Genomic DNA, 18,300 nt, shown 5'->3' with positions numbered 1-18,300 from the left:
CCCGGGCAGACCTAAAATTACCCGAGGGAGCGTCGGGTGAAAGTGCCCCGGATGTGAGGCAGCGTCGGTTAGCGCGCCGGCTGGCCGTTGTCGAAGTACTCCACGAGTTCTGCCGGGAGGGCCGGGATTTCAAGTGCGCCGCCGCCGGTGCGCAGCGACTGTGCGGCCAGGACGCCTGCCGCCACGGACGCGCGGGCCGCTACCGGGGAGGTCGCCGTGGCGCCGCCCTCACGGGCAAAGCGCAGGAATTCGGCAATCAGCAGCGGGTCGGCGCCGCCGTGGCCACCGTCGCCGTCGCGGATCTCCACTTTTTGGTCCGGCTCCACAAAGCCGTCCTGCGAACGGCTGGTCCACACATGGATCTTGTCCCCCGGGTTGTCACCAAAGTTTTCAATCCGGCCCCTGGTGCCGATAACGGTGTAGTTGCGCCAGTAGTCGGGCGTGAAATGGCACTGCAGGTAGGATGCCAGGGCCCCGTTGTCGAGCACCATCTGCATCATGGAGATGTCCTCGACGTCGATCACGGGGTTCAGGTCAGTCTGCTCCGTCGGCGGCCAGTTCTCCAGGGAGAACCAGTCGCCCATGCGCCGGTCCGAGTTGTCCCGGCGGCTGGTGATATCGCCGTAGACGGCAAGGTCACCAATGGCGGAGACCCGCTTGGTGTAGCCACTGGCCAGCCAGTGGATCACGTCAATGTCATGGGCGCCCTTTTGCAGCAGCAGGCTGGTGGTGTTGGCTCGCTCGGCATGCCAGTCCTTGAAGTAATAGTCCCCGCCGTTGCCGACGAAGTGGCGGCACCAGACGGCCTTGACCTCGCCGATGGTGCCGGCCTGGATCAGCTCGCGCATCTGCACCACCACCGGCATGTGGCGCATGTTGTGCCCCACATACAGGCGGGTCCCGGTCTCGAACGCCGTCGCCAGGATGGCATCCGCGGCGTCAAGCGTCACATCCAGGGGCTTCTCACAGAAGGTGGGAATGCCGGCCCTGAGCGTCTGGACGGCCACCTCGGCATGGCGGTTGTCCGGGGTCAGCACCAGCACGGCGTCCAGCCCGGAACCCAGCAGCTCGTCCAGATCGCCGGTGACGGCTGCCGTCGGAATTCTCGCCGCGGCATCGGCCCGGCCACGCTCCGAGGTGTCACACACCATGACAACCTCCGAGCCCTGCCCGGGCTTGTGCACGTGCCTCCACAGGGAGGCCCGCAGACCGAACCCGACAATCCCGACGCGCAAGTCCCGCGTGGAACGTTCCCGGTCCGGGACAGCCTCTACCAAATCAGTCACAACGTCTCTTCTTTCTTGTTCTTGAATCATCAATGTCAACTGACGGCTGGCGCGGAATCGCGCAAGAACAACCGCCAGGGGAATTCCAGTTCCCGGTGAGGCTTCCCATGGTCGTTGGCACGGTCCACCAGGAAGTCGGCCAACCGGGTAAAGAAGTCGGAGGGGCCCACGCTGCTCAGCGACGGCGCCATCATCTCGCCCTGCAGGGTGTTGCCGATGCCGATGACGGCCACATCCTCGGGCACCGCCAGCCGAAGCCCTTGCGCGGCATGGACAGCGGCAATGGCGGCGTAGTCGGACGTGGCGAAGATGGCCGTGGGCGGGTCTGGCTGTTGCAGCAGGGCCACAGCTGCCTGGTAGGCACTGAGTTCGTCACCTTCAAACGCCGCCACGTAGTCGGGACGGAAATCGATGCCCGCCCGCTTGAGCCCGTCCAGATAGGCGCCGTACCGGATCGTGGTCGAGGACCTCAGGCTGTTGCCCGGGGCCACGCAGGCCACCTTTGAATGCGTGGCCGTCAGGTGGTCCATGGCCTGCGCCATTGTTGTCCCCGCCACGGAACGGATCACGTCGAAGCCGTTGGGCTCCAGCGTTTCACTGAAGACCACCAGATGGTTGCTGCGGGCCAGTTCGGTCAGGAGCTCGGCGTCGCCTTCGCGGTCGGCGGCGTCAATGAAGATGACGTCGGCCCCCTGGCGCTTGATGGCCGTTCGCCAGTCCGTGTCGGCAAGGATCATCGGGGTGATGCCGGCGCTGGCGACGGCGGCCCCGACGGCCTTGCTCACGGACAGCGACCACGGGTCTGACAGCATGGTCAGTGAGAGCATCATCAGATTCGACTTGCCAGTGCGGATGGTCCGCGCTGCCTGGTTGGGACGGTAGCCCAGGGCGTTTGCGGCTGCGTGCACACGCGTGGCCGTGGCCTCGGAAATCCCCGATCCCTGGCCCTTCGTGCGCCCGGCCAGGACGTAGGAGACGGTTGCCGTGGAGACCCCCGCCTCCGCCGCCACTGTCTTGATGGTAGGCCGGATCATGCCGCACTTCCCTCGGTTCCTGGTGCCATTTGCTCCGGCTCCTCCTGTTTTGTCCAAGCTATGTCAGATTCCGGCGTGAATGCCCGGGTTGCCGACACACCCGGTCGGCGTGTCGGCAACCCATCACACCATTGCTGCCTACTTTGAAACGGGCTGCAGTTTGAACACCGGTGCTTCCGGGTTCAGGTCCGCCTGGTACTCCGCGCGGATCTTGTCGCCGCCTTCGGACTTCCAGCGCTTGAGGACGTCGGCGAAATCGGAGATCTTGGCCCGGCCCGTGATGATGTCGATGGTCTTGTCGCGGACGATCTTGGTGATTTTTGGTCCAACCTTGGCGTTGGTGTCCGAGTAGGAACCGTTGGTGGGGTTGCGCGCGGCGAACTCGAGCAGCTGCTTCTCGGTTGCGTAGACGTACTTGGTGATGTCCGGAGCGCCCGGGTTGAAGTTGACGCGCTCGGGTGCGGACATGATGTTCAGGGCGCTGACCACGCCGGGCAGGTTCTTCAGGCCGTCCTCGTTCAGGATCGGGTTGCCGTCCTTGTCAAAGTCAAAGTCCTTGCCTTCTGTACCGTAGTTCTTCAGCAGGTACTCGTCGGTGCCAAACGGTGCCGACAGCCAGTCGATCAGGGCCAGCTGTTCCTTGATGCGCTTATCGTCGGCCTTCTTGAACGCCGTGAAGCCCACGGTGCCGTACCCCATGTCGTAGGTGGGCTTGATCTTGCCGTCGAAGCTGAAGGGCACCAGGATTTCCATGTCGATGGTTGGATCCAGGTCGCGGAAGCCGCCAAGGTCGCGGGGGCCGGAGGTGACAACGGCGCCGAGGGAACCGTTGACGATCTTGGCCTTGGTGTTGGTGACGTTGACGTCCGGGTAGAAGGCGCCCGCGGCAAACAGTTTGGCCGCATATTCCATGCCGGCCATGTAGGCGTCGGTCTCATAAAGGTGGGTCAGGGAGCGGTCCGCGTTTACGGCCCAGCCGTTCGGGGCACCGAGCCATTCGGTGATCATGTGGAGGATGTTGATGTAGGCGGGCTCGAGGGCATACAGCTTCTTGCCCGGGTTGCTCAGCTCCTTGACCTTGTCAAGGAACTCATTGGCGTCCTTGGCCTTCAGTCCGTCCACCTTGGACCAGGTTTCCTTGCTGCCGACCATGACCTGTCCGAACGGGGTGCTGGGGATCGGGGCTCCCCAGATCTTGCCGTTGACGACGGCGGTGCGCCAGGAGTCGGGCTTCAGTGCGGCCAGGTTGGGGTACTTCAGGACGGCGTCACCGGAGAGGTAGGGCGTCAGGTCCGCGAACTTGGCTTCGAGCATGGGCCCGACGTTCGGGATGCCCTGGTTCGGCGGGATCCACATGAGGTCCGGGAGCGTGTCGCTGGCCAGGATGGTGGCGAACTTGGCCGGGTAGCCGTCTCCGACGTCCTCGGTGATCTGCATGTTGAATTCGCCGCCGAGCGCGGTGTTCAGGCGCTGCCAGAAGGGGTTGTCGGGCATGGCCGGGGCCATGACCTCGAACGTCTCGGACAGGACGCTGACCGGACCGGTCAACGGCTTGCCCTTGGTGGAGGCAATCGTCTTGGGCATCCTTAGGAAGCCGGCTTCCAACCCCTGTGCATTACCGGGAAGATCCGGCGTGACTGCCGTGAATTCCTTGTAGGTGGGGAGCATGACAGCCTTGGAGGCTGCGGCCCCGCCGTCCTTGGCGCCGCCGCTGCAACTGGACAAGGTGCCGGTCAAGGCAACCGCGGCAACGGAAATGCCGGCGAGCCCCAGGAAGTTGCGCCGTGATACTCCAACACCATTGATGGACCGTTTCATGCTAAACCTCTTTCTTTCATGCTTTTGTTGTGCTTGCTTGTGTTTGCCTGCCCGTGCGGGCTGGTGCTTCTCAGCCCTTGATGGCGCCGGTGATGACGCCCTTGTTGAAGTGCTTTTGGAGGAACGGGTACACGATGAGAATGGGCAGCAGCGCGATGACAACAATCGCCATCTGCAGCGACTGCGGCGGCGGCGCCGAGGTCACCCCGATGGCATCGGCCATGGAGCCGCCCTGGACCACAAAGTTGCGCAGCACCAGCTGCACCGGGTACAGGGTTTGGTCGTTGATGTAGAGCATGGCGTTGAAGAACGCGTTCCAAAAGCCAACGGCATAGAACAGTCCGACGACGGCGACCACGGCCTTGGACAGCGGCAGGACGATCCTGCGCAGAATCATGAAGTCACTGGCGCCGTCGATCCGGGCGGCCTCGATGAGCTCGGTGGGGATGTTCATGAAGAAGGAACGCATCACCACAAAGTTGAACGCGGCAAACGTGCCCGGCAGGATCAGCGACCACACCGTGTTCAGCAGTCCCAGCTGCTTGACCATCAGAAACATGGGGATCAGGCCCGGTGCAAACAACAGCGTAAACAAAACCAGCAGCAGCACGGGGCGGCCAAACATGACGGGTCGGGACGTGGCATAGGCCAAGGTGATGGTGATGAACAGCGCCAGCGCCGTGCCCACGGCCGTGATGAAGGCGCTCACGCCGAGCGCCCGGAACATGAAGTCGCTGCTGAAGATCTCATGGTAGGCGGCAAAGGTCGGGTGGGTGGGCCACAGCACATATCCGCCGGCGGCGATGAGCTGCTTGTCGTCGGCCAGCGAGGTGGCCACGACCAGCAGGATCGGGATCAGGATGGACAGGCTGATGCCGCCGATGATCACGCCCTTGACTGCGTTGTAGAACGGGGAGGCCGGTTCCTTCCAGACGGGCCGGCCCGGGTTGAAGGTTAATCCCTTGCTCCGGCGCTTGACTGCGCGCCGCTCATGAAGTGTTGTAGTCATGGTTGTCTCCTCATTCGGCTAGTCCTGGCCGGGGCCCGGGCTAGCCGACCTTCTTCTGAAAGATTCCGGGTTCGCCCATCTTGTGGGCCACCTTGTTGGCCGCGTAGATCAGCAGGGCACCCACGACGCCCTTGGCAAGACCCGCCGCGGCGCCAATGCTCCAGCCGCCGCCGACGACGCCGGCAAAGTAGGTAAAGGTGTCCAGGACCTCCGCGGCGCCCGCACCAACGGCGTCGTGCTGGAGAAGGAACTGCTCAAAGCCGACGCTGAGGATGTCGCCGATGCGCAGGATCAGCAGCAGGACGATGATGGAGCGCAGACCCGGGAGGGTGATGTGCCACATGCGGCGCCAGCGTCCGGCGCCGTCGGCCGCGGCGGCCTCATACAGCGAACCGTCAATGGCGGCCAGCGATGCCAGGAAGATGATCATGGCCCAACCGGCGTCCTTCCAGACAAGCTGGATGGTGGCCAGCAGCGGGAACGTGTCCGGGTTGGTCATGAACGGGATGGTGTCCAGGCCCATGTCGCGCAGGGTGTTGTTGACCAGGCCGGCGCCGCCAAGGACCTGCTGGAACAAGGCGATGACCAGGACCCAGGACAGGAAGTGGGGCAGGTACACCAGCGACTGGAACCAGCGCCGGATCTTGGTGCTGATCAGGGAGTCCACAATCAGCGCCAGGCCAAGCGGAACGGGGAAGAACAGCACCAGCTGCCACACCGCAAGGACGATCGTGTTGCGCAGGGCCACCCAGAAGTCAGGGTTGAAGTACAGGTCCACGAAGTTTTGCAGGCCCACCCAGTCGCTGCCGGTGATGCCCAGGAACGGCTGGTAGTCCTGGAACGCGATGACGTTGCCAAGGATGGGGAGGTAAAAGAACAGGGCCAGGAACAACACTCCCGGGACCATCATCAGGATCATCTGCCGGTCCCTGCGCAGGCGCGTCTTCCAGGAGATTGTGCGCACCGGGATGCCGTCGTGGGTTGGGGCCGTTTTGGACGACTTCGCCCGCCGCGGCCCATGGACTTCCGGGCCCGCGCCGGGACGGTCGTCGGCAACAGCCTGCTTCCGCGCCGACTCCTGTTGCATCTGGCTCATCGATACTCCTGACTCTGTAGAACGGTTGACTCCGGCCTGTGGACCATCTGATGGTCAATGGCACCGCCTCAGTGGTTAACCGTTTAACAAAGATAAGTGACTGGAGTCACCAATGCAACATGTTGGTGCAAATTCTTTAATATGCATCACAAGCAATCATCAGCGCTCAGTACCCCGGATTCGCCGCAACCCGTGAATTCCCGGGGGCTGCGCGCTGCACCGGGGTCCGATGGGGCACACTGGAGACTGGAAAAGAATCTTTTGCGTCATTCGCCCCTCTGCGCGTCCACAGCAGCGGGGACCGCCAGCCAAGGAGAAAAAGTGCCATCGTGCTGCAGCCCCGCCGGGAGGTCGGAAGCGGACCATGGACGGCACGGGCCGGACACACCGGCGTCGTTCACGTTGGCGGTCCGGCCTCGTGCCGACGCCACTGCCCACGCGGGCGTTCACGACGACGTCGCGGTCCCGGCCGGCACCTTTGCCATGGGCGACCCCTTCGACGAGGGCTACCTTGCCGACGGCGAGACGCCCGTACACCAGGTGCAGCTCGCAGCCTTCTCGATCGACGCCACAGCGGTGACCAACACGCAATTCGCTGCCTTCACCGCCGCGGCGGGGTACCGGACGGAGTCGGAGCTTTACGGCACCTCCGCGGTTTTTCACCTGGCCGTCGCTGCCGACCCGGCTGACATCCTGGGCACTGCCGCCGGGACGCCCTGGTGGCTGAACGTCCGCGGCGCCGACTGGGCGCACCCCGCCGGGCGGAACTCGGATTGGCGGGACATCCCCGACCACCCCGTGGTCCAGGTCTCACACACGGATGCGCTGGCCTATTGCGCCTGGGCCGACCGCGCGCTGCCCACCGAGGCCCAGTGGGAGTACGCCGCGCGTGGGGGCCTGGCGCAGGCCCGCTTCCCGTGGGGCAATGAGCTGCACGGCACCTCGGACGACGGCGGCACCCTCCACAGGTGCAACATCTGGCAGGGCACCTTCCCCACGGAAAACACGGGCGACGACGGCTACCTCACCACCGCGCCAGTGCGCAGCTTTGAGCCGAACGGTTACGGGCTGTTCCAGACCAGCGGAAACGTCTGGGAGTGGTGCGCCGACTGGTTCCTGCCCAAGTACTACAAAACCGCCCTGGCCCAGGGCATCCAGACGGATCCGGCCGGGCCGACCATCGGCCGCGGCCGGGTAATGCGCGGCGGCTCCTACCTGTGCCACGATTCCTACTGCAACCGCTACCGGTTGGCCGCCCGCAGCTCCAACTCGCCCGAATCCGCCAGCGGCAACTGCGGCTTCCGGACGGTTGCCGCGGGAGGTTAACGGGGCCGGCCACGCTCACGCGCCGTCGATGACCAGCAGCGTCCCGCGCCCAGGTTCCACCGTGATGGCCGAACCGGCCGAGTAGCGGTTCCCGGGCTGGAAGCCGTCAATTGCCGGGGCCGCAATAGTTGAAACGGCCAGAGACTCGAACCCGTCCGCGAACTCCAGCGTCACGGCAACAGGCTCCGGAGCCCAGCTCGCCAGAGCCACCACCACGCCGGTGGGTGTGATCCAGGAGGTGGCCAGGACCCCGGGGTGGTTGGTGCGCACCGGCACCGCCGGGTCCCAGTGCCCCACCATGGGCGCCGCGGCCAGCCCGTGGGCCGCCCAGAAGGCCCACAGCGGCCGGTTGTCCACGCGCGGGGCCCGGCCGGTCATGCCAAACACCAGCCCGCGCCAGGGGTTTCCGCCACCCTCAAGCATCTCCCCCATCAGCCCGAACGGGATGCCGGACACCTCAACGAGCCAGTACGCGGGGTCGGTGTTGTCGTAGTCAAAATACTCACCGAGCCACAGCCGGTCCGTGTACGGCAGCTGCTCCAGGTACATGTTGGCGCTTGAAGCAAAACCGTCTTTTCCGTTGAACTGGTTGGCCGAGTGGATGTCGATTTCCGGGTCTGCGCAGCGGCGCTGGAGCACCTTCCGGACCCGTTTCATGGCGTGGCGGTCATAGGCGATGTCGTCGAGGTAGATGCCGTCCAGCCCGGTCCGGCGGATCAGCTCGTCCAGCCCGCGGATGTACCAGTTTTGCAGGCGCGATTCCCCCGCAGTGACCACCGCAATGTCATCCACATTGGGCGCATGCCAGGCCGAAACATAGTTGGCGCCGGCATGTTCCTGCAGCCAAATGTGCCCCCTGCCAGGTCCGTCGCTGAAGATTTCCCCGTTCAGCGACAGCATCGGCAGCAGGTCCGGGCTGTGCGCCGTCAGCTCCCGCACTGTGTCATAGACCTTGACCTTGAGCCCGGCCGCATGCGCCTCGTCCACATAGCCGGCCAGCGCGTCGGAACTCAACAGGGGGTCGTTGATGAACGGGGCCAGGGCGGTGGCATGGTGGATGTTGACCACGGTGGCGCCGGTGGCGGCAATCTCCGCCACGCTGCCCTGGTCGTGAAAGTACCTGTTGGCCAGCTGGCGGGCCGGATTGATCGGCTTGAACGGGGTCAGCAGCAGCCGGAAGCCGTAGTTCAGGCTCTCCCCCGGCGCCATGGTGCGCCCGCCGCTGAACGCCTCAAGCACGACGGCGTCACCTCCGTTTGCGCCGGCAACCTCCTTGAGCGTGACGCCGGCTCGCGTCACTTCAGCACCTGGGTTGGCCCACGACTCCGGGGCAGTGAGCGGCTTTTGGCGGTAAAAGTTGGTGTTGAGCGGGCGTTCGTAGTTGTCGTCACGCAGGGCCAGCTGCACCCCGATGTTGGCATCTCCGAGCCAGATCGACTCCTGGTTGCGCGTGGGCACGTCCCAGCTCCAGTCGAGGTTGGGGATGCGCCTGCCCCCGGGCGTGCCCAGGCCCATGGAATATGGCACGGCATCGGCTTGGAGTGCCATGACGAGGCGGACGTCTTCCAGTTCCACGGCGGCGGCCCCGTCCGGGACGTGCAGTCGGACGGCGCAGTCTGCTGCGCCGTCGGCCTCCAGCTGCGCCTCAACCGTGACCTGCAGGGGCGTGCGCGGACTGGTCCAGGTGCATGTCCAGCCAATACGGGCCGGCCCGTGCACGGTGAATGCCAGCGGCGAGTGGTCCCACTGGACGGGGCCGTCCACAAGGTCCGCCATCACCGCCAGGGGTTGGCGCAGGAGGGTGCGCACTGGTCCGTCAGTTCCGGTGACCGCGGCCGTGAATGTGGAGCACAGCTGTGCCGGCAGGCCGGTGGCCGCCAGCGCCATGGTCCGGCCGAGGATGCCCAGTGTCCGGGTGTCTTCGTCGAGGGTGACGGGTATGAAGGGGCGGACCAGTTCGTCGTCGTGGGCAAGCGTGGAGTCCAGCCAGGCCAGGCGCCGGAGTTCACGGGGGTCGCCAATACCGCCGGCGGCAATGTCGGCCTCCGCTTCGGCAGCCACGTCCAGGCGCACGGGCAGTTCAGCGGTCCCGGCCGAGGTGGACACCGTGATGACGGCCTCCACGCTGGATCCGGCCGCCGCAGCAGGAACGGGGATCACCACAAACAGGGCCTGGACGGCTCCGTCCGCCACGACCAGCGTTTTGTTGAACGGCCGGCCCCGGTGGTCGATGCCGGCCGTGTTGATGCAGCGGGCCGCAACAACGTCGCCGCCCGTCTGGGCGGTGACGTCCACGCAAACTCCGGTCAGTTCCGCTTGGGCGTATAGTCCCAGCTGGATCACGTAGTCCTCCCCCGGCTGGGCGGAAAGGCACAGCGTTTCAGCGTTCCCGCCCGCCACGGCGGCCGGTCCGGCAATGGCCCAGTGCGCCGGCATGGCGTCCTTCATCGAAATGGCGTGGCGGCGGTCCTGGGCGAAGAGCAGGAACGGCGCACCGGCATATCGGGCGTGCACTGCCGACAGCTCGGCCCCGGTGGCGGTGAAGTTCATCGGGGCAAGGGAATCCCAGGCACTTGCGGACTCGTACCGCACGGCCATCGCCTCCGGGTGCGCGGAGCCGGAAAGTCGTGATTCGGCGGCCCACACGCTGCCGGCGACATCGCGCACCCAGGCGGGATCCGCCGTCGGGCGGGCGGGAAGGTATTGCGCCTGGGGATAGTGTGCGGACCCCACCATGGCATAGGGCAGGTAGTAAAAGTAGTACGTGCCCGCGCCGTCCACTGGCTCAAAGGTGAAGCGGCCGGCAGCCGCGGAACGTTCCCCGGCCACCACATTGCGAACGCGCGCTCCGGTTGCCGCGGAAACCACGATCACATCCACTGCGGCCGGGTCGGGGTCCTGCCGGCGCCAGGGCAGGATGACGGAGGTGGCCCGCGGACCGGCAGGCCCTCCGTCGCTGCCGGGTGCCATCACCACGATCCTGTGGTTGCCGTAGACGAGCTTGTCCCACTCCCCCGTTCCGCAGTCGAGTTCCGGGTGCAGCCGCGCCGGCGGTGCGATGGTTCGGGCGGCGGGCGTTGCGGTTTCCGGGGTGGGCATGGGTTCAGCTCCAAGGCATCGATGGTGGTACGTCCATGCTTGCTTGAATCTTTGTGATTGTAAACCACCATTACGACTCTGAATCACTCACATTACGTGGTTGGGATTGGAGCCCCCCGCCGATCGAAGTGGAGGGGTGGCGCGTCATCTCCAACCTCAAGTGACGGGAGTGAGCCGCAGCCTCAGCCAGCCGAGCAGCGCGTCGGCCTGCCTGCGCTGAAAAACGCGCAGCGTCGGGATGCCGGGCGGATCCGGGCGGCGGGACATGTCCATGAAGTAGCCCGCCCAACCGGCCAGCACACCCGTCACGGCCCGCGGTGCGACACCGAAAAACACCCGACGGGTCCCCAGCACCGCCTCCGCACGCCCGCGTGGCGAATCCGTGTTGACGTCGATGAGAATGGACAGCGAATCCAGCCACGCCGCGCCGCGCGATGCATAGGGCCAGTCGACCAGTACCGCGCTGCCACCGGCCAGCAGGACATTGTCGGCGCGCAGGTCGCCGTGTACCAGTGCCTCCCCCGCCATGCTTTGTGTGCCGTGCCCTGCCAGCTCCACCAACACGTCAAGATTTCCCGCAGCCCACGGATCGAGCCCGTCCAAGGGACGCCTGCGCAACTTTTCCCACCCCATGAATGCACCCCGCAGGGAATCCCCTGAACGGGGCAGTTCCAACCCCTCGGGCACCGTGCGGACGGCGATTTCGGCCAGGGCATCCAGGACGAGCTCCAGCTCGGGCCCGGTCCACGGGAGGTGCGGGTGCCGGCCGTCCACGTCGGTGAGGACCAGCGCAACCCAGGTGCCGTCGTCGTACGCACCCAAAAGCCGGGGCACGGGCAGCCCGGGCGGAAGGGCTGCGGTGACGGCAGCCTCGCGGCGGTGCAGCGCGGCGGAGGTGGCGTTGACTTCTCCGCTGACCGCCTTCACGAAGACCCGCCGCCCCGATGTCAGCCGGAGCCGGTCTGCCGAACCCGGCGAATACCCGCCCGGCTGCGTCGCCGCCTCCACCACCGGCTCCCCAAGGATGGCCCCGACGCCGGCCCTCACCTCCGCGGGCAGCCCGGCCCACGCGATGCGTGCGTTCACTGGCGCGGGGCCGGCGTTGTGGGTGCCAGCGCCAGGACCGTGGCGTCGTCGGACACCTCGCCGATCTCAGCCTGCCGCGTGCGCAGTTCCTGCATCAGGCCCAGGGCGCCCAGCGTGGTGCCGCTGCGCTCCAGGAATTCTTCCGGCCCGGCGACCAGGCCGAGGTCGACGGCCCGCCAGGCTCCGTCCGTTGCCATCACCACGAGCTCGGGCCGGGCCAGTTGGACGACGTGCGCGTGGTCGGCCGCCTCCGGTTCGCGCCGGGCCACCCAAAGGTTGCCGAACGTGTTGCGCAGTTCGCGATCACGCTTGAGCAGCCGGGCGCGTTCTTCAGGCGGCACCGGCTTCCGCGCCTCGACGTGCCCGGCCATCGCGGCATCCACGCCGGCGTCTGCGTCGCCTGCGCGCACGACGTGGGTGGCGCCGTCGTCCGTCCGCACGACGACGGTGCAGTCGGCCAGGCTGGCGACCTCCAGGCCGCCGGCGTTGAGCTGGACGACGGAGATGGCGGCGCTGGGAAAGCGGATCCGCTCGGCACCGACCAGCGGCGCGGCGGCGGCATCAACGGCCGCCAGGGCCGAGGCAAGCCGCGCGCGAACGCCGGTCCGGACCGGATCCCGGTACGGCCCGGCGAGAATCATGTTCAGCGCCTGCGCCAACCATTGAGGGTCCGATGCCGCCGGCAGGCCGAGCTGTTCCAGCAGCGGCGTGGCGCCGTCTATCACCCACGCATTGGGTCCCTGGAAGCCGCACGCGTCCTCGAGGACATGGGCGTCGCCCTCAAATTGCACGCGGGCGCGGATCTCCCAGCCGAAAGTCATGGTCTCATCCTGCCACAGCGGGCCCAGACAAAATCGGCGCCCGTTCCCGCTTTCGGCGCCCGGGATACCGGTGGCAGAAAGCGCGAACGGGCGCCGATCTCAAGTTCCGGGCTGCGGGAGCGTCCGTGTCTCGACCGCAGAGGCGGCGGAGCCGGTATTTCCGTAGGCTGCGTAGAGGAGACCATAAGGCCGCCCGCGGCCGTCGGTCGGATAGTCCCCAAGCGCTCCCACTGCCCGCAAGCGCGCAGCGGGTCCCTCGCGATTGTGGGCCCAGCCGAGGAGACTCCGGTCCGCCGCCGAGGGAATGCCGGGGTCCGCCACCCCAGTCCCGGAAGTTACCCTTCGACTCCGAGGGTCGCCAGGATCAGCTCGCGCACGCGGCCGGGGTCGGCCTGTCCGCGGGTGACCTTCATGACGCCGCCAACGATGGCGCCGACGGCCTGGACCTTGCCGCCGCGGATTTTGTCCGCAACGTCGGGCTGGGCGGCAAGTGCCTCGTCGATGGCGGACTGCAGGGCGCCGTCGTCGGAAACCACGGCCAGGCCGCGCTTTTCGACAACCTCGGCCGGCGTGCCTTCGCCGTCAAGGACGCCGTCGAGCACCTGGCGGGCCAGCTTGTCATTGATGGCGCCGGAGGCGATGAGTTTTTCAATTTCCACAACAACGGCGGGGCTGACGCCCAGCGCGGCGGGGTCGACGTCGGCCAGCTTGGCGCGGCGTGCGATCTCACCCATCCACCACTTGCGGGCAGCGGCGGCCGAGGCGCCGGCGGTGACGGTTTCCTCGATCTCGTCCATGAGCCCGGCGTTGACGACGTCGCGGAATTCCATGTCCGTGTAGCCCCAGTCGGCCTGCAGCCGCTTGCGGCGCGCGGCCGGCGGCTCGGGCAGGCGGGAGCGCAGCTGCTCAACCCAGAGGGCCGTGGTCACGATGGGCACCAGGTCCGGTTCCGGGAAGTAGCGGTAGTCGTCGGCGTCGGACTTGGGACGCCCGGACGTGGTGGACTTCGTGTCCTCGTGCCAGTGGCGGGTTTCCTGGATGATCTTGACGCCGGAGTCCAGGACCGCGCCGTGGCGCTGGATCTCAAACTTCACGGCGTTTTCGACGGCGCGGAGGGAGTTCACGTTCTTGGTCTCGGTGCGGGTGCCGAACTTTTCCTGGCCATACGGGCGCAGGGAGACGTTGGCGTCGCAGCGGACGTTTCCGCGTTCCATCCTGGCGTCGGAAACGCCCAGGTTCTTCACGATTTCCCGGATGGCAGCGACGTAGGCCTTCGCCAGTTCGGGGGCGCGGGAGCCGGCACCTTCGATGGGTTTGGTGACAATTTCCACCAGCGGCACGCCGGAGCGGTTATAGTCCACCAGGGAGAAATCGGCGCCCTGGATCCGGCCGGTGGAACCGCCCATGTGGGTCAGCTTTCCGGCGTCCTCTTCCATGTGTGCGCGCTCGATCTCCACCCGGAAGACTGTGCCGTCCGCCAGCTCGATGTCGATCCAGCCGTCGTAGCAGATGGGGTCTTCGTACTGGGACGTCTGGAAGTTCTTGGGGGTGTCCGGGTAGAAGTACTGCTTGCGGGCAAAGGTGCAGTGCTCGGCAATCTTGCAGTTCAGCGCCAGCCCGATCAGGATCGAGGACTCCACTGCCTTCTTGTTCAGCACCGGAAGCACACCGGGCAGGCCCAGGCATACCTCGTTGACGTTCGTGTTCGGCTCGTCGCCAAAGACGTTGGGGGCGGAGGAGAACATCTTGGACTTGGTGTTCAACTCGACGTGGACCTCAAAGCCCAGGACGGGATCGTACTTTTCCATGGCTTCTTCGAAGCTCAAAATGGTGTCAACGCTCATTATTTAGCCTCCTTGGCTGCTGTCTGTGCCAATGCGGGCGCCTGGTCCAGGATCGGGCCGCCCCACTGTGCCTCGAGCAGGGATTCGAGCACGGCACCCACGCGGTAAAGGCGGGCGTCCTCGCGGGCGGGGGCCAGCAGCTGGATGCCGACGGGCAGGCCGTCTTCATCCGCCAGGCCGCCGGGCAGGGTCAGGCCGGGCACGCCCGCCAGGTTCGCCGGGATGGTCGCAACGTCGTTCAGATACATGGCCAGCGGGTCGTTAAGCTTCTCACCGAGCTTGAACGCCGTGGTGGGCGACGTCGGGGAAATCAGCACATCGACCTGGGCAAACGCGGCCGCGAAGTCGCGCTGGATCAAGGTGCGCACCTTCTGGGCCGAGCCGTAGTAGGCGTCGTAGTAGCCGGCGCTCAGGGCGTAGGTGCCCAGGATGATGCGGCGCTTGACCTCGTCGCCGAAGCCGGCGGCGCGGGTGGCGGCCATGACGCGCTCAATGGTGGGGGGGCCCTCGGCGGGCAGCTTGCGCATGCCGAAGCGGACGCCGTCGAACTTGGCCAGGTTGGAGGAGGCCTCGGACGGCATGATCAGGTAGTAGGCACCGAGTGCGTAGCCGAAGTTCGGGCAGGAGACCTCGACGATTTCGGCACCGGCGCCGCGCAGCAGCTCCAGGGATTCGTTGAAGCGGTTTTCGACGCCGGCCTGGTAGCCCTCGCCGTGCAGCTCCTTGATGATGCCGATCTTCATGCCCTTCACATTGCCCAAGCGTGCGGCGTCGGCAAGTCCGGTTGAGGGATCCGTCAGGGATGTCGAGTCCTGCGGGTCGTGCCCGCCAATGACTTCCTGCAGCAGGGCGGAGTCCAGCACGGTCCGTGAGACCGGGCCGATCTGGTCCAGGGAAGAGGCCATCGCGATGGCGCCATAGCGCGAGACCGCGCCGTAGGTGGGCTTCACGCCCACCGTGCCGGTGACGGCGCCGGGCTGGCGGATGGAGCCGCCGGTATCGGTGCCCAGGGCCAGGGGTGCCTCGAAGGCGGCGACGGCGGCCGCCGAGCCTCCGCCGGAGCCGCCGGGAATCCTGTCCAGGTCCCACGGGTTGCGGGTTGGCCCGTAGGCGGAGTGCTCGGTGGAGGAGCCCATGGCGAATTCGTCAAGGTTCGTCTTGCCCAGGATCGGCATCCGGGCGGCGCGCAGCTTCTTGACCACGGTGGCGTCGTACGGGCTCATCCAGCCCTCAAGGATCTTCGAGCCGGCAGTGGTGGGCTGGCCGATCGTGACGATCAGGTCCTTGACGGCGATGGGCACGCCGGCCAGTTCGTGGAGTTCCCTTGCGTCGGAGCCGCCCCTGGCGCGGCGGGCATCGACGTCCGCGGCAACGGCCAGGGCCTCTTCGGTGTTGACGTGCAGGAACGCGTTGACTCCGCGGTCGCCGCCGTCCACGGCGGCGATGCGGTCAAGGTGGGCCTGGACCAGCTCAACGGAAGTGATTTCGCCGGACGCCAGCTTGGCGGCCATAACGGCGGCGCTGGAACGGATCAATTCATGGGCATTCATGGATCAGCTCTCCTCCAAAATGGCGGGGACCTTGAAGCGGCCGTCCTGTGCATCCGGGGCGCCGGAGAGCGCCTCTTCGGCGGTGAGCACATGGCCCACCACGTCGTCACGCATCACGTTGGTCAGCGGAATCGGATGGGATGTGGCGGGGACGTCGTCCCCGGCAGCCTCGCTGACGCTCTTAACCGAATCCACAATCACCGCCAGCTCTGTGGCCATGCGGTCCAGTTCGTCGTCGCTCATCTCGATGTGGGCCAGTGTCGCCAAGTGCGCCACCTGCTCACGGTTGATCGCAGCCATGGATCTCCCCTGCAGAAAGTAAATATTGTGTCCGTACTACCTTATCTCCCGTGGCATGGGCGGATTCACCGGGCCCGGTGCGCACCCGCCTGGCCCACCGGCTGGATGCCTCGCCGGAGAGGGCCAGCAACACCAGGATGTCCAGCGGCAGCCCCAACATGTTCTCCCGGAGGGCAATGCCGTGGCCCAGGAAAAAGCCTGAGGCCGTCAGCAGGATCAGCAGTGCACTGCAGGCCATGGCTGTGTTGCGTGCCCAGTTCACGCCCCGAAACGTCAGTACCCCGACGAACAGATACAGCAGGCCAAGCACCACTCCGGCACCCAGCACCAGCGGCACGGCCCAGTCCGCAAGCATCACGTCCAGGCCGACGAGGACGGCCAGCACCCCTGACGGCCCGTCCTTGCCGCCGGAGGCTCCGGAGGCTCCGGAGGCAACAACGATGGCCCCGGCCAGCACGCGCAGGCCGACGAGCGCCGCGCCAAAGGTGATTGAGACGGGACGCTTGTTGGCGCGTGCCGCCATCCGTTCCTCCCAGCCGGGACCCGGCTCCACGCCACTATCGGATACCTTGCCGACGTCAACCACCGGCAGGTTGCCGTCCGTCTCGATCGTGTCCCCGCCGCCGTTGCGCGCGTGGTAACCGCTGGAGAAGTCCTCGATGGTGCGCACCGAGACGTCCTCCCCCAGAGCGGTGAGGGTGCCCACAATGTGGTCGCGCTCCACGTCGGTGTCCGCCGCGACCTTGTGCGTCACCTGGAGGGTGAAGAGGGAAAGACCCACGGCACGGTCAAAGGTCCCGGCCGCCAGCCAGTCGGCACGGTGCCCGCCCGGCAGCATCCAACCCGCGGGGCTGTGCCACAGGCGCACGTGGTGGCGCTTGGAGGGGTTGCCGGAAACCTCCTGCTGGTAGGCCAGGTCCTGCTGGCGGCCAAAAAGCAGCAGCGGGCTGACAGGCGCCTCATCGTAGCTGCGCCGCAGCACGGTGGTGGTGACTATTTTCCAGCTTGAGGCGGGGGTGACGTCGTCGGCCTTGATCCAGCCGGCCCGCGTCATGGCGGCATGGACCTGGGACTCGGTGCCTTCCAAGGCCAGGTTGACGGGATCGCCAAGCAGTCCGTCACTGGTGCGGGCGCGGCCGATGAAGTAATCGGGAACGTAGACCGAGGTGAGGATGCGATGGATGCGCGGGTGCACCAGGTAGCTTAGGACCAGCCAAAACGCCACGAAAATCGGTAACAGGCGCCAGCCCACGTGCAGTGTTTCGGAGAGCAGCAGCCAGGCCAGCCAGATGGCGGCGAGCGCGCCGAGTACGAAGACCGAGTTGTCGGCGAGGGCGTCGATGTATCGGTGGCGCGGCCTTGCGGGGGCGGCTGACGTGGTGCTCATGGGCGCCCGCCGGGCATCGCCTGGACGTCTTGGCGGTATACACGGAGCATCTTGCCGTTCTCCGGGATGGGCCAGTCGCGCTCAGGGACCCGGGTGAAGCCGAGCTTGCGGTACAGGGCGTGGGCACCGTGCCAGTCATCGCCGGTGGTCAGGCTGACGGCGCGGATGCCGTCCGTGGCACGGGCCTGGTCCAGGATGTAGCGGACCATGGCCGCACCCGCCCCGCTGCGCTGGACCTTCGGGTCAACGACCAGCAGCCGGAATTCCAGCTCGTCCGGCAGCGCGATGTCCGCCCACTCGTCACCGTGCACGGCCAGGGTGGCTGAGCCAACCACCACGCCGTCGCGCTCGGCGACGATGAGGGGCGCCGATTCCGCCCGCTCCGCCACCTGCAGGATCTTTTGCATGTATGGGTATTCGGCACTGTCAAAGTAGCCGGCCCCCAGGTACGCGTCCGCGGTGATACGGGCAATGGCGGCATGGTCAACGGGTGTGGCAGGGCGGACGGTCAGGCTCATGCGCGTGCTGGTTCCTCTTGCTTGATGTTCGACGGCGGGACTCGCCTTAGCCAGTTTCCCTCACCGGGGGGCGGCGCGGGAAATGGGCGGATCAGCCGCTGGCCGGCCAAGCATCTTCGGAGGCCG

The 18,300-nt window shown here is 66.5% G+C and carries 14 protein-coding genes; 1 reads left to right on the top strand and 13 read right to left on the bottom strand.

Features of this window, described 5'->3' with window-relative positions; genetic code table 11:
- Positions 1 to 68 precede the first annotated feature (68 nt).
- The 5 genes from CVV68_RS13075 to CVV68_RS13055 form a co-directional block, all read right to left on the bottom strand.
- Positions 69 to 1,286, bottom strand: coding sequence for a Gfo/Idh/MocA family protein (locus CVV68_RS13075; RefSeq protein ID WP_245933521.1), 1,218 nt, complete (start codon positions 1,284 to 1,286; stop codon positions 69 to 71).
- Between the two features lie 35 nt (positions 1,287 to 1,321).
- Positions 1,322 to 2,320: a LacI family DNA-binding transcriptional regulator gene (locus tag CVV68_RS13070; RefSeq protein WP_110501451.1), complete on the bottom strand. Its 999-nt coding sequence runs from the start codon at positions 2,318 to 2,320 to the stop codon at positions 1,322 to 1,324.
- 138 nt (positions 2,321 to 2,458) lie between these two features.
- Positions 2,459 to 4,138: a twin-arginine translocation signal domain-containing protein gene (locus CVV68_RS13065; protein ID WP_110501450.1), complete on the bottom strand. Its 1,680-nt coding sequence runs from the start codon at positions 4,136 to 4,138 to the stop codon at positions 2,459 to 2,461.
- 70 nt (positions 4,139 to 4,208) lie between these two features.
- Positions 4,209 to 5,147, bottom strand: coding sequence for a carbohydrate ABC transporter permease (locus CVV68_RS13060; RefSeq protein ID WP_110501449.1), 939 nt, complete (start codon positions 5,145 to 5,147; stop codon positions 4,209 to 4,211).
- A 40-nt stretch (positions 5,148 to 5,187) separates the two neighbouring features.
- On the bottom strand, positions 5,188 to 6,243 hold the full coding sequence (locus tag CVV68_RS13055; protein WP_245933520.1) for an ABC transporter permease: 1,056 nt from the start codon (positions 6,241 to 6,243) through the stop codon (positions 5,188 to 5,190).
- Positions 6,244 to 6,564: 321 nt separating this feature from the next.
- Between CVV68_RS13055 and CVV68_RS13050 the strand changes: the two genes are divergently transcribed.
- On the top strand, positions 6,565 to 7,569 hold the full coding sequence (locus CVV68_RS13050) for a formylglycine-generating enzyme family protein (RefSeq protein WP_245933519.1): 1,005 nt from the start codon (positions 6,565 to 6,567) through the stop codon (positions 7,567 to 7,569).
- Between the two features lie 15 nt (positions 7,570 to 7,584).
- Here the strand turns inward: CVV68_RS13050 and CVV68_RS13045 are convergent, their stop codons facing one another.
- From CVV68_RS13045 to CVV68_RS13010, 8 genes are all read right to left on the bottom strand, one after another.
- Positions 7,585 to 10,668: a glycoside hydrolase domain-containing protein gene (locus tag CVV68_RS13045; protein WP_110501447.1), complete on the bottom strand. Its 3,084-nt coding sequence runs from the start codon at positions 10,666 to 10,668 to the stop codon at positions 7,585 to 7,587.
- A 156-nt stretch (positions 10,669 to 10,824) separates the two neighbouring features.
- Entirely contained in the window at positions 10,825 to 11,754 is a 930-nt protein-coding gene (locus tag CVV68_RS13040) for a phosphotransferase family protein (RefSeq protein WP_110501446.1), read from the bottom strand.
- Positions 11,751 to 12,575, bottom strand: coding sequence for a hypothetical protein (locus CVV68_RS13035; RefSeq protein ID WP_110501445.1), 825 nt, complete (start codon positions 12,573 to 12,575; stop codon positions 11,751 to 11,753). The genes CVV68_RS13040 and CVV68_RS13035 overlap by 4 nt, the downstream gene beginning before the upstream one ends.
- Before the next feature lie 335 nt (positions 12,576 to 12,910).
- Positions 12,911 to 14,419 (bottom strand): Asp-tRNA(Asn)/Glu-tRNA(Gln) amidotransferase subunit GatB, encoded by a 1,509-nt coding sequence (gene gatB / locus CVV68_RS13030; protein WP_110501444.1) that lies wholly within the window; start codon positions 14,417 to 14,419, stop codon positions 12,911 to 12,913.
- A complete protein-coding gene (gene gatA, locus CVV68_RS13025) occupies positions 14,419 to 15,969 on the bottom strand; it encodes an Asp-tRNA(Asn)/Glu-tRNA(Gln) amidotransferase subunit GatA (RefSeq protein ID WP_110501443.1) in 1,551 nt (516 codons plus the stop codon). Before gatA ends, gatB begins: the two co-directional genes overlap by 1 nt.
- A gap of 3 nt (positions 15,970 to 15,972) precedes the next feature.
- The gene (gene gatC, locus CVV68_RS13020) at positions 15,973 to 16,269 is read right to left on the bottom strand and encodes an Asp-tRNA(Asn)/Glu-tRNA(Gln) amidotransferase subunit GatC (protein ID WP_110501442.1); all 297 of its coding nucleotides are present in this window, start codon (positions 16,267 to 16,269) and stop codon (positions 15,973 to 15,975) included.
- Positions 16,250 to 17,656, bottom strand: a complete 1,407-nt coding sequence (locus CVV68_RS13015) for an LssY C-terminal domain-containing protein (RefSeq protein WP_110501441.1) — start codon at positions 17,654 to 17,656, stop codon at positions 16,250 to 16,252. The genes gatC and CVV68_RS13015 overlap by 20 nt, the downstream gene beginning before the upstream one ends.
- Positions 17,653 to 18,174 carry a GNAT family N-acetyltransferase gene (locus CVV68_RS13010; RefSeq protein WP_110501440.1) on the bottom strand — a complete coding sequence of 174 codons (522 nt, stop codon included), beginning with the start codon at positions 18,172 to 18,174 and terminating at the stop codon, positions 17,653 to 17,655. Before CVV68_RS13010 ends, CVV68_RS13015 begins: the two co-directional genes overlap by 4 nt.
- Between the last annotated feature and the right edge of the window lie 126 nt (positions 18,175 to 18,300).

The organism is Arthrobacter livingstonensis (assembly GCF_003219815.1).
GTDB lineage: Bacteria > Actinomycetota > Actinomycetes > Actinomycetales > Micrococcaceae > Specibacter > Specibacter livingstonensis.
The sequence above is the reverse complement of the archived record's forward strand: the minus strand, read 5'-3'. Positions and strand labels throughout refer to the sequence as shown.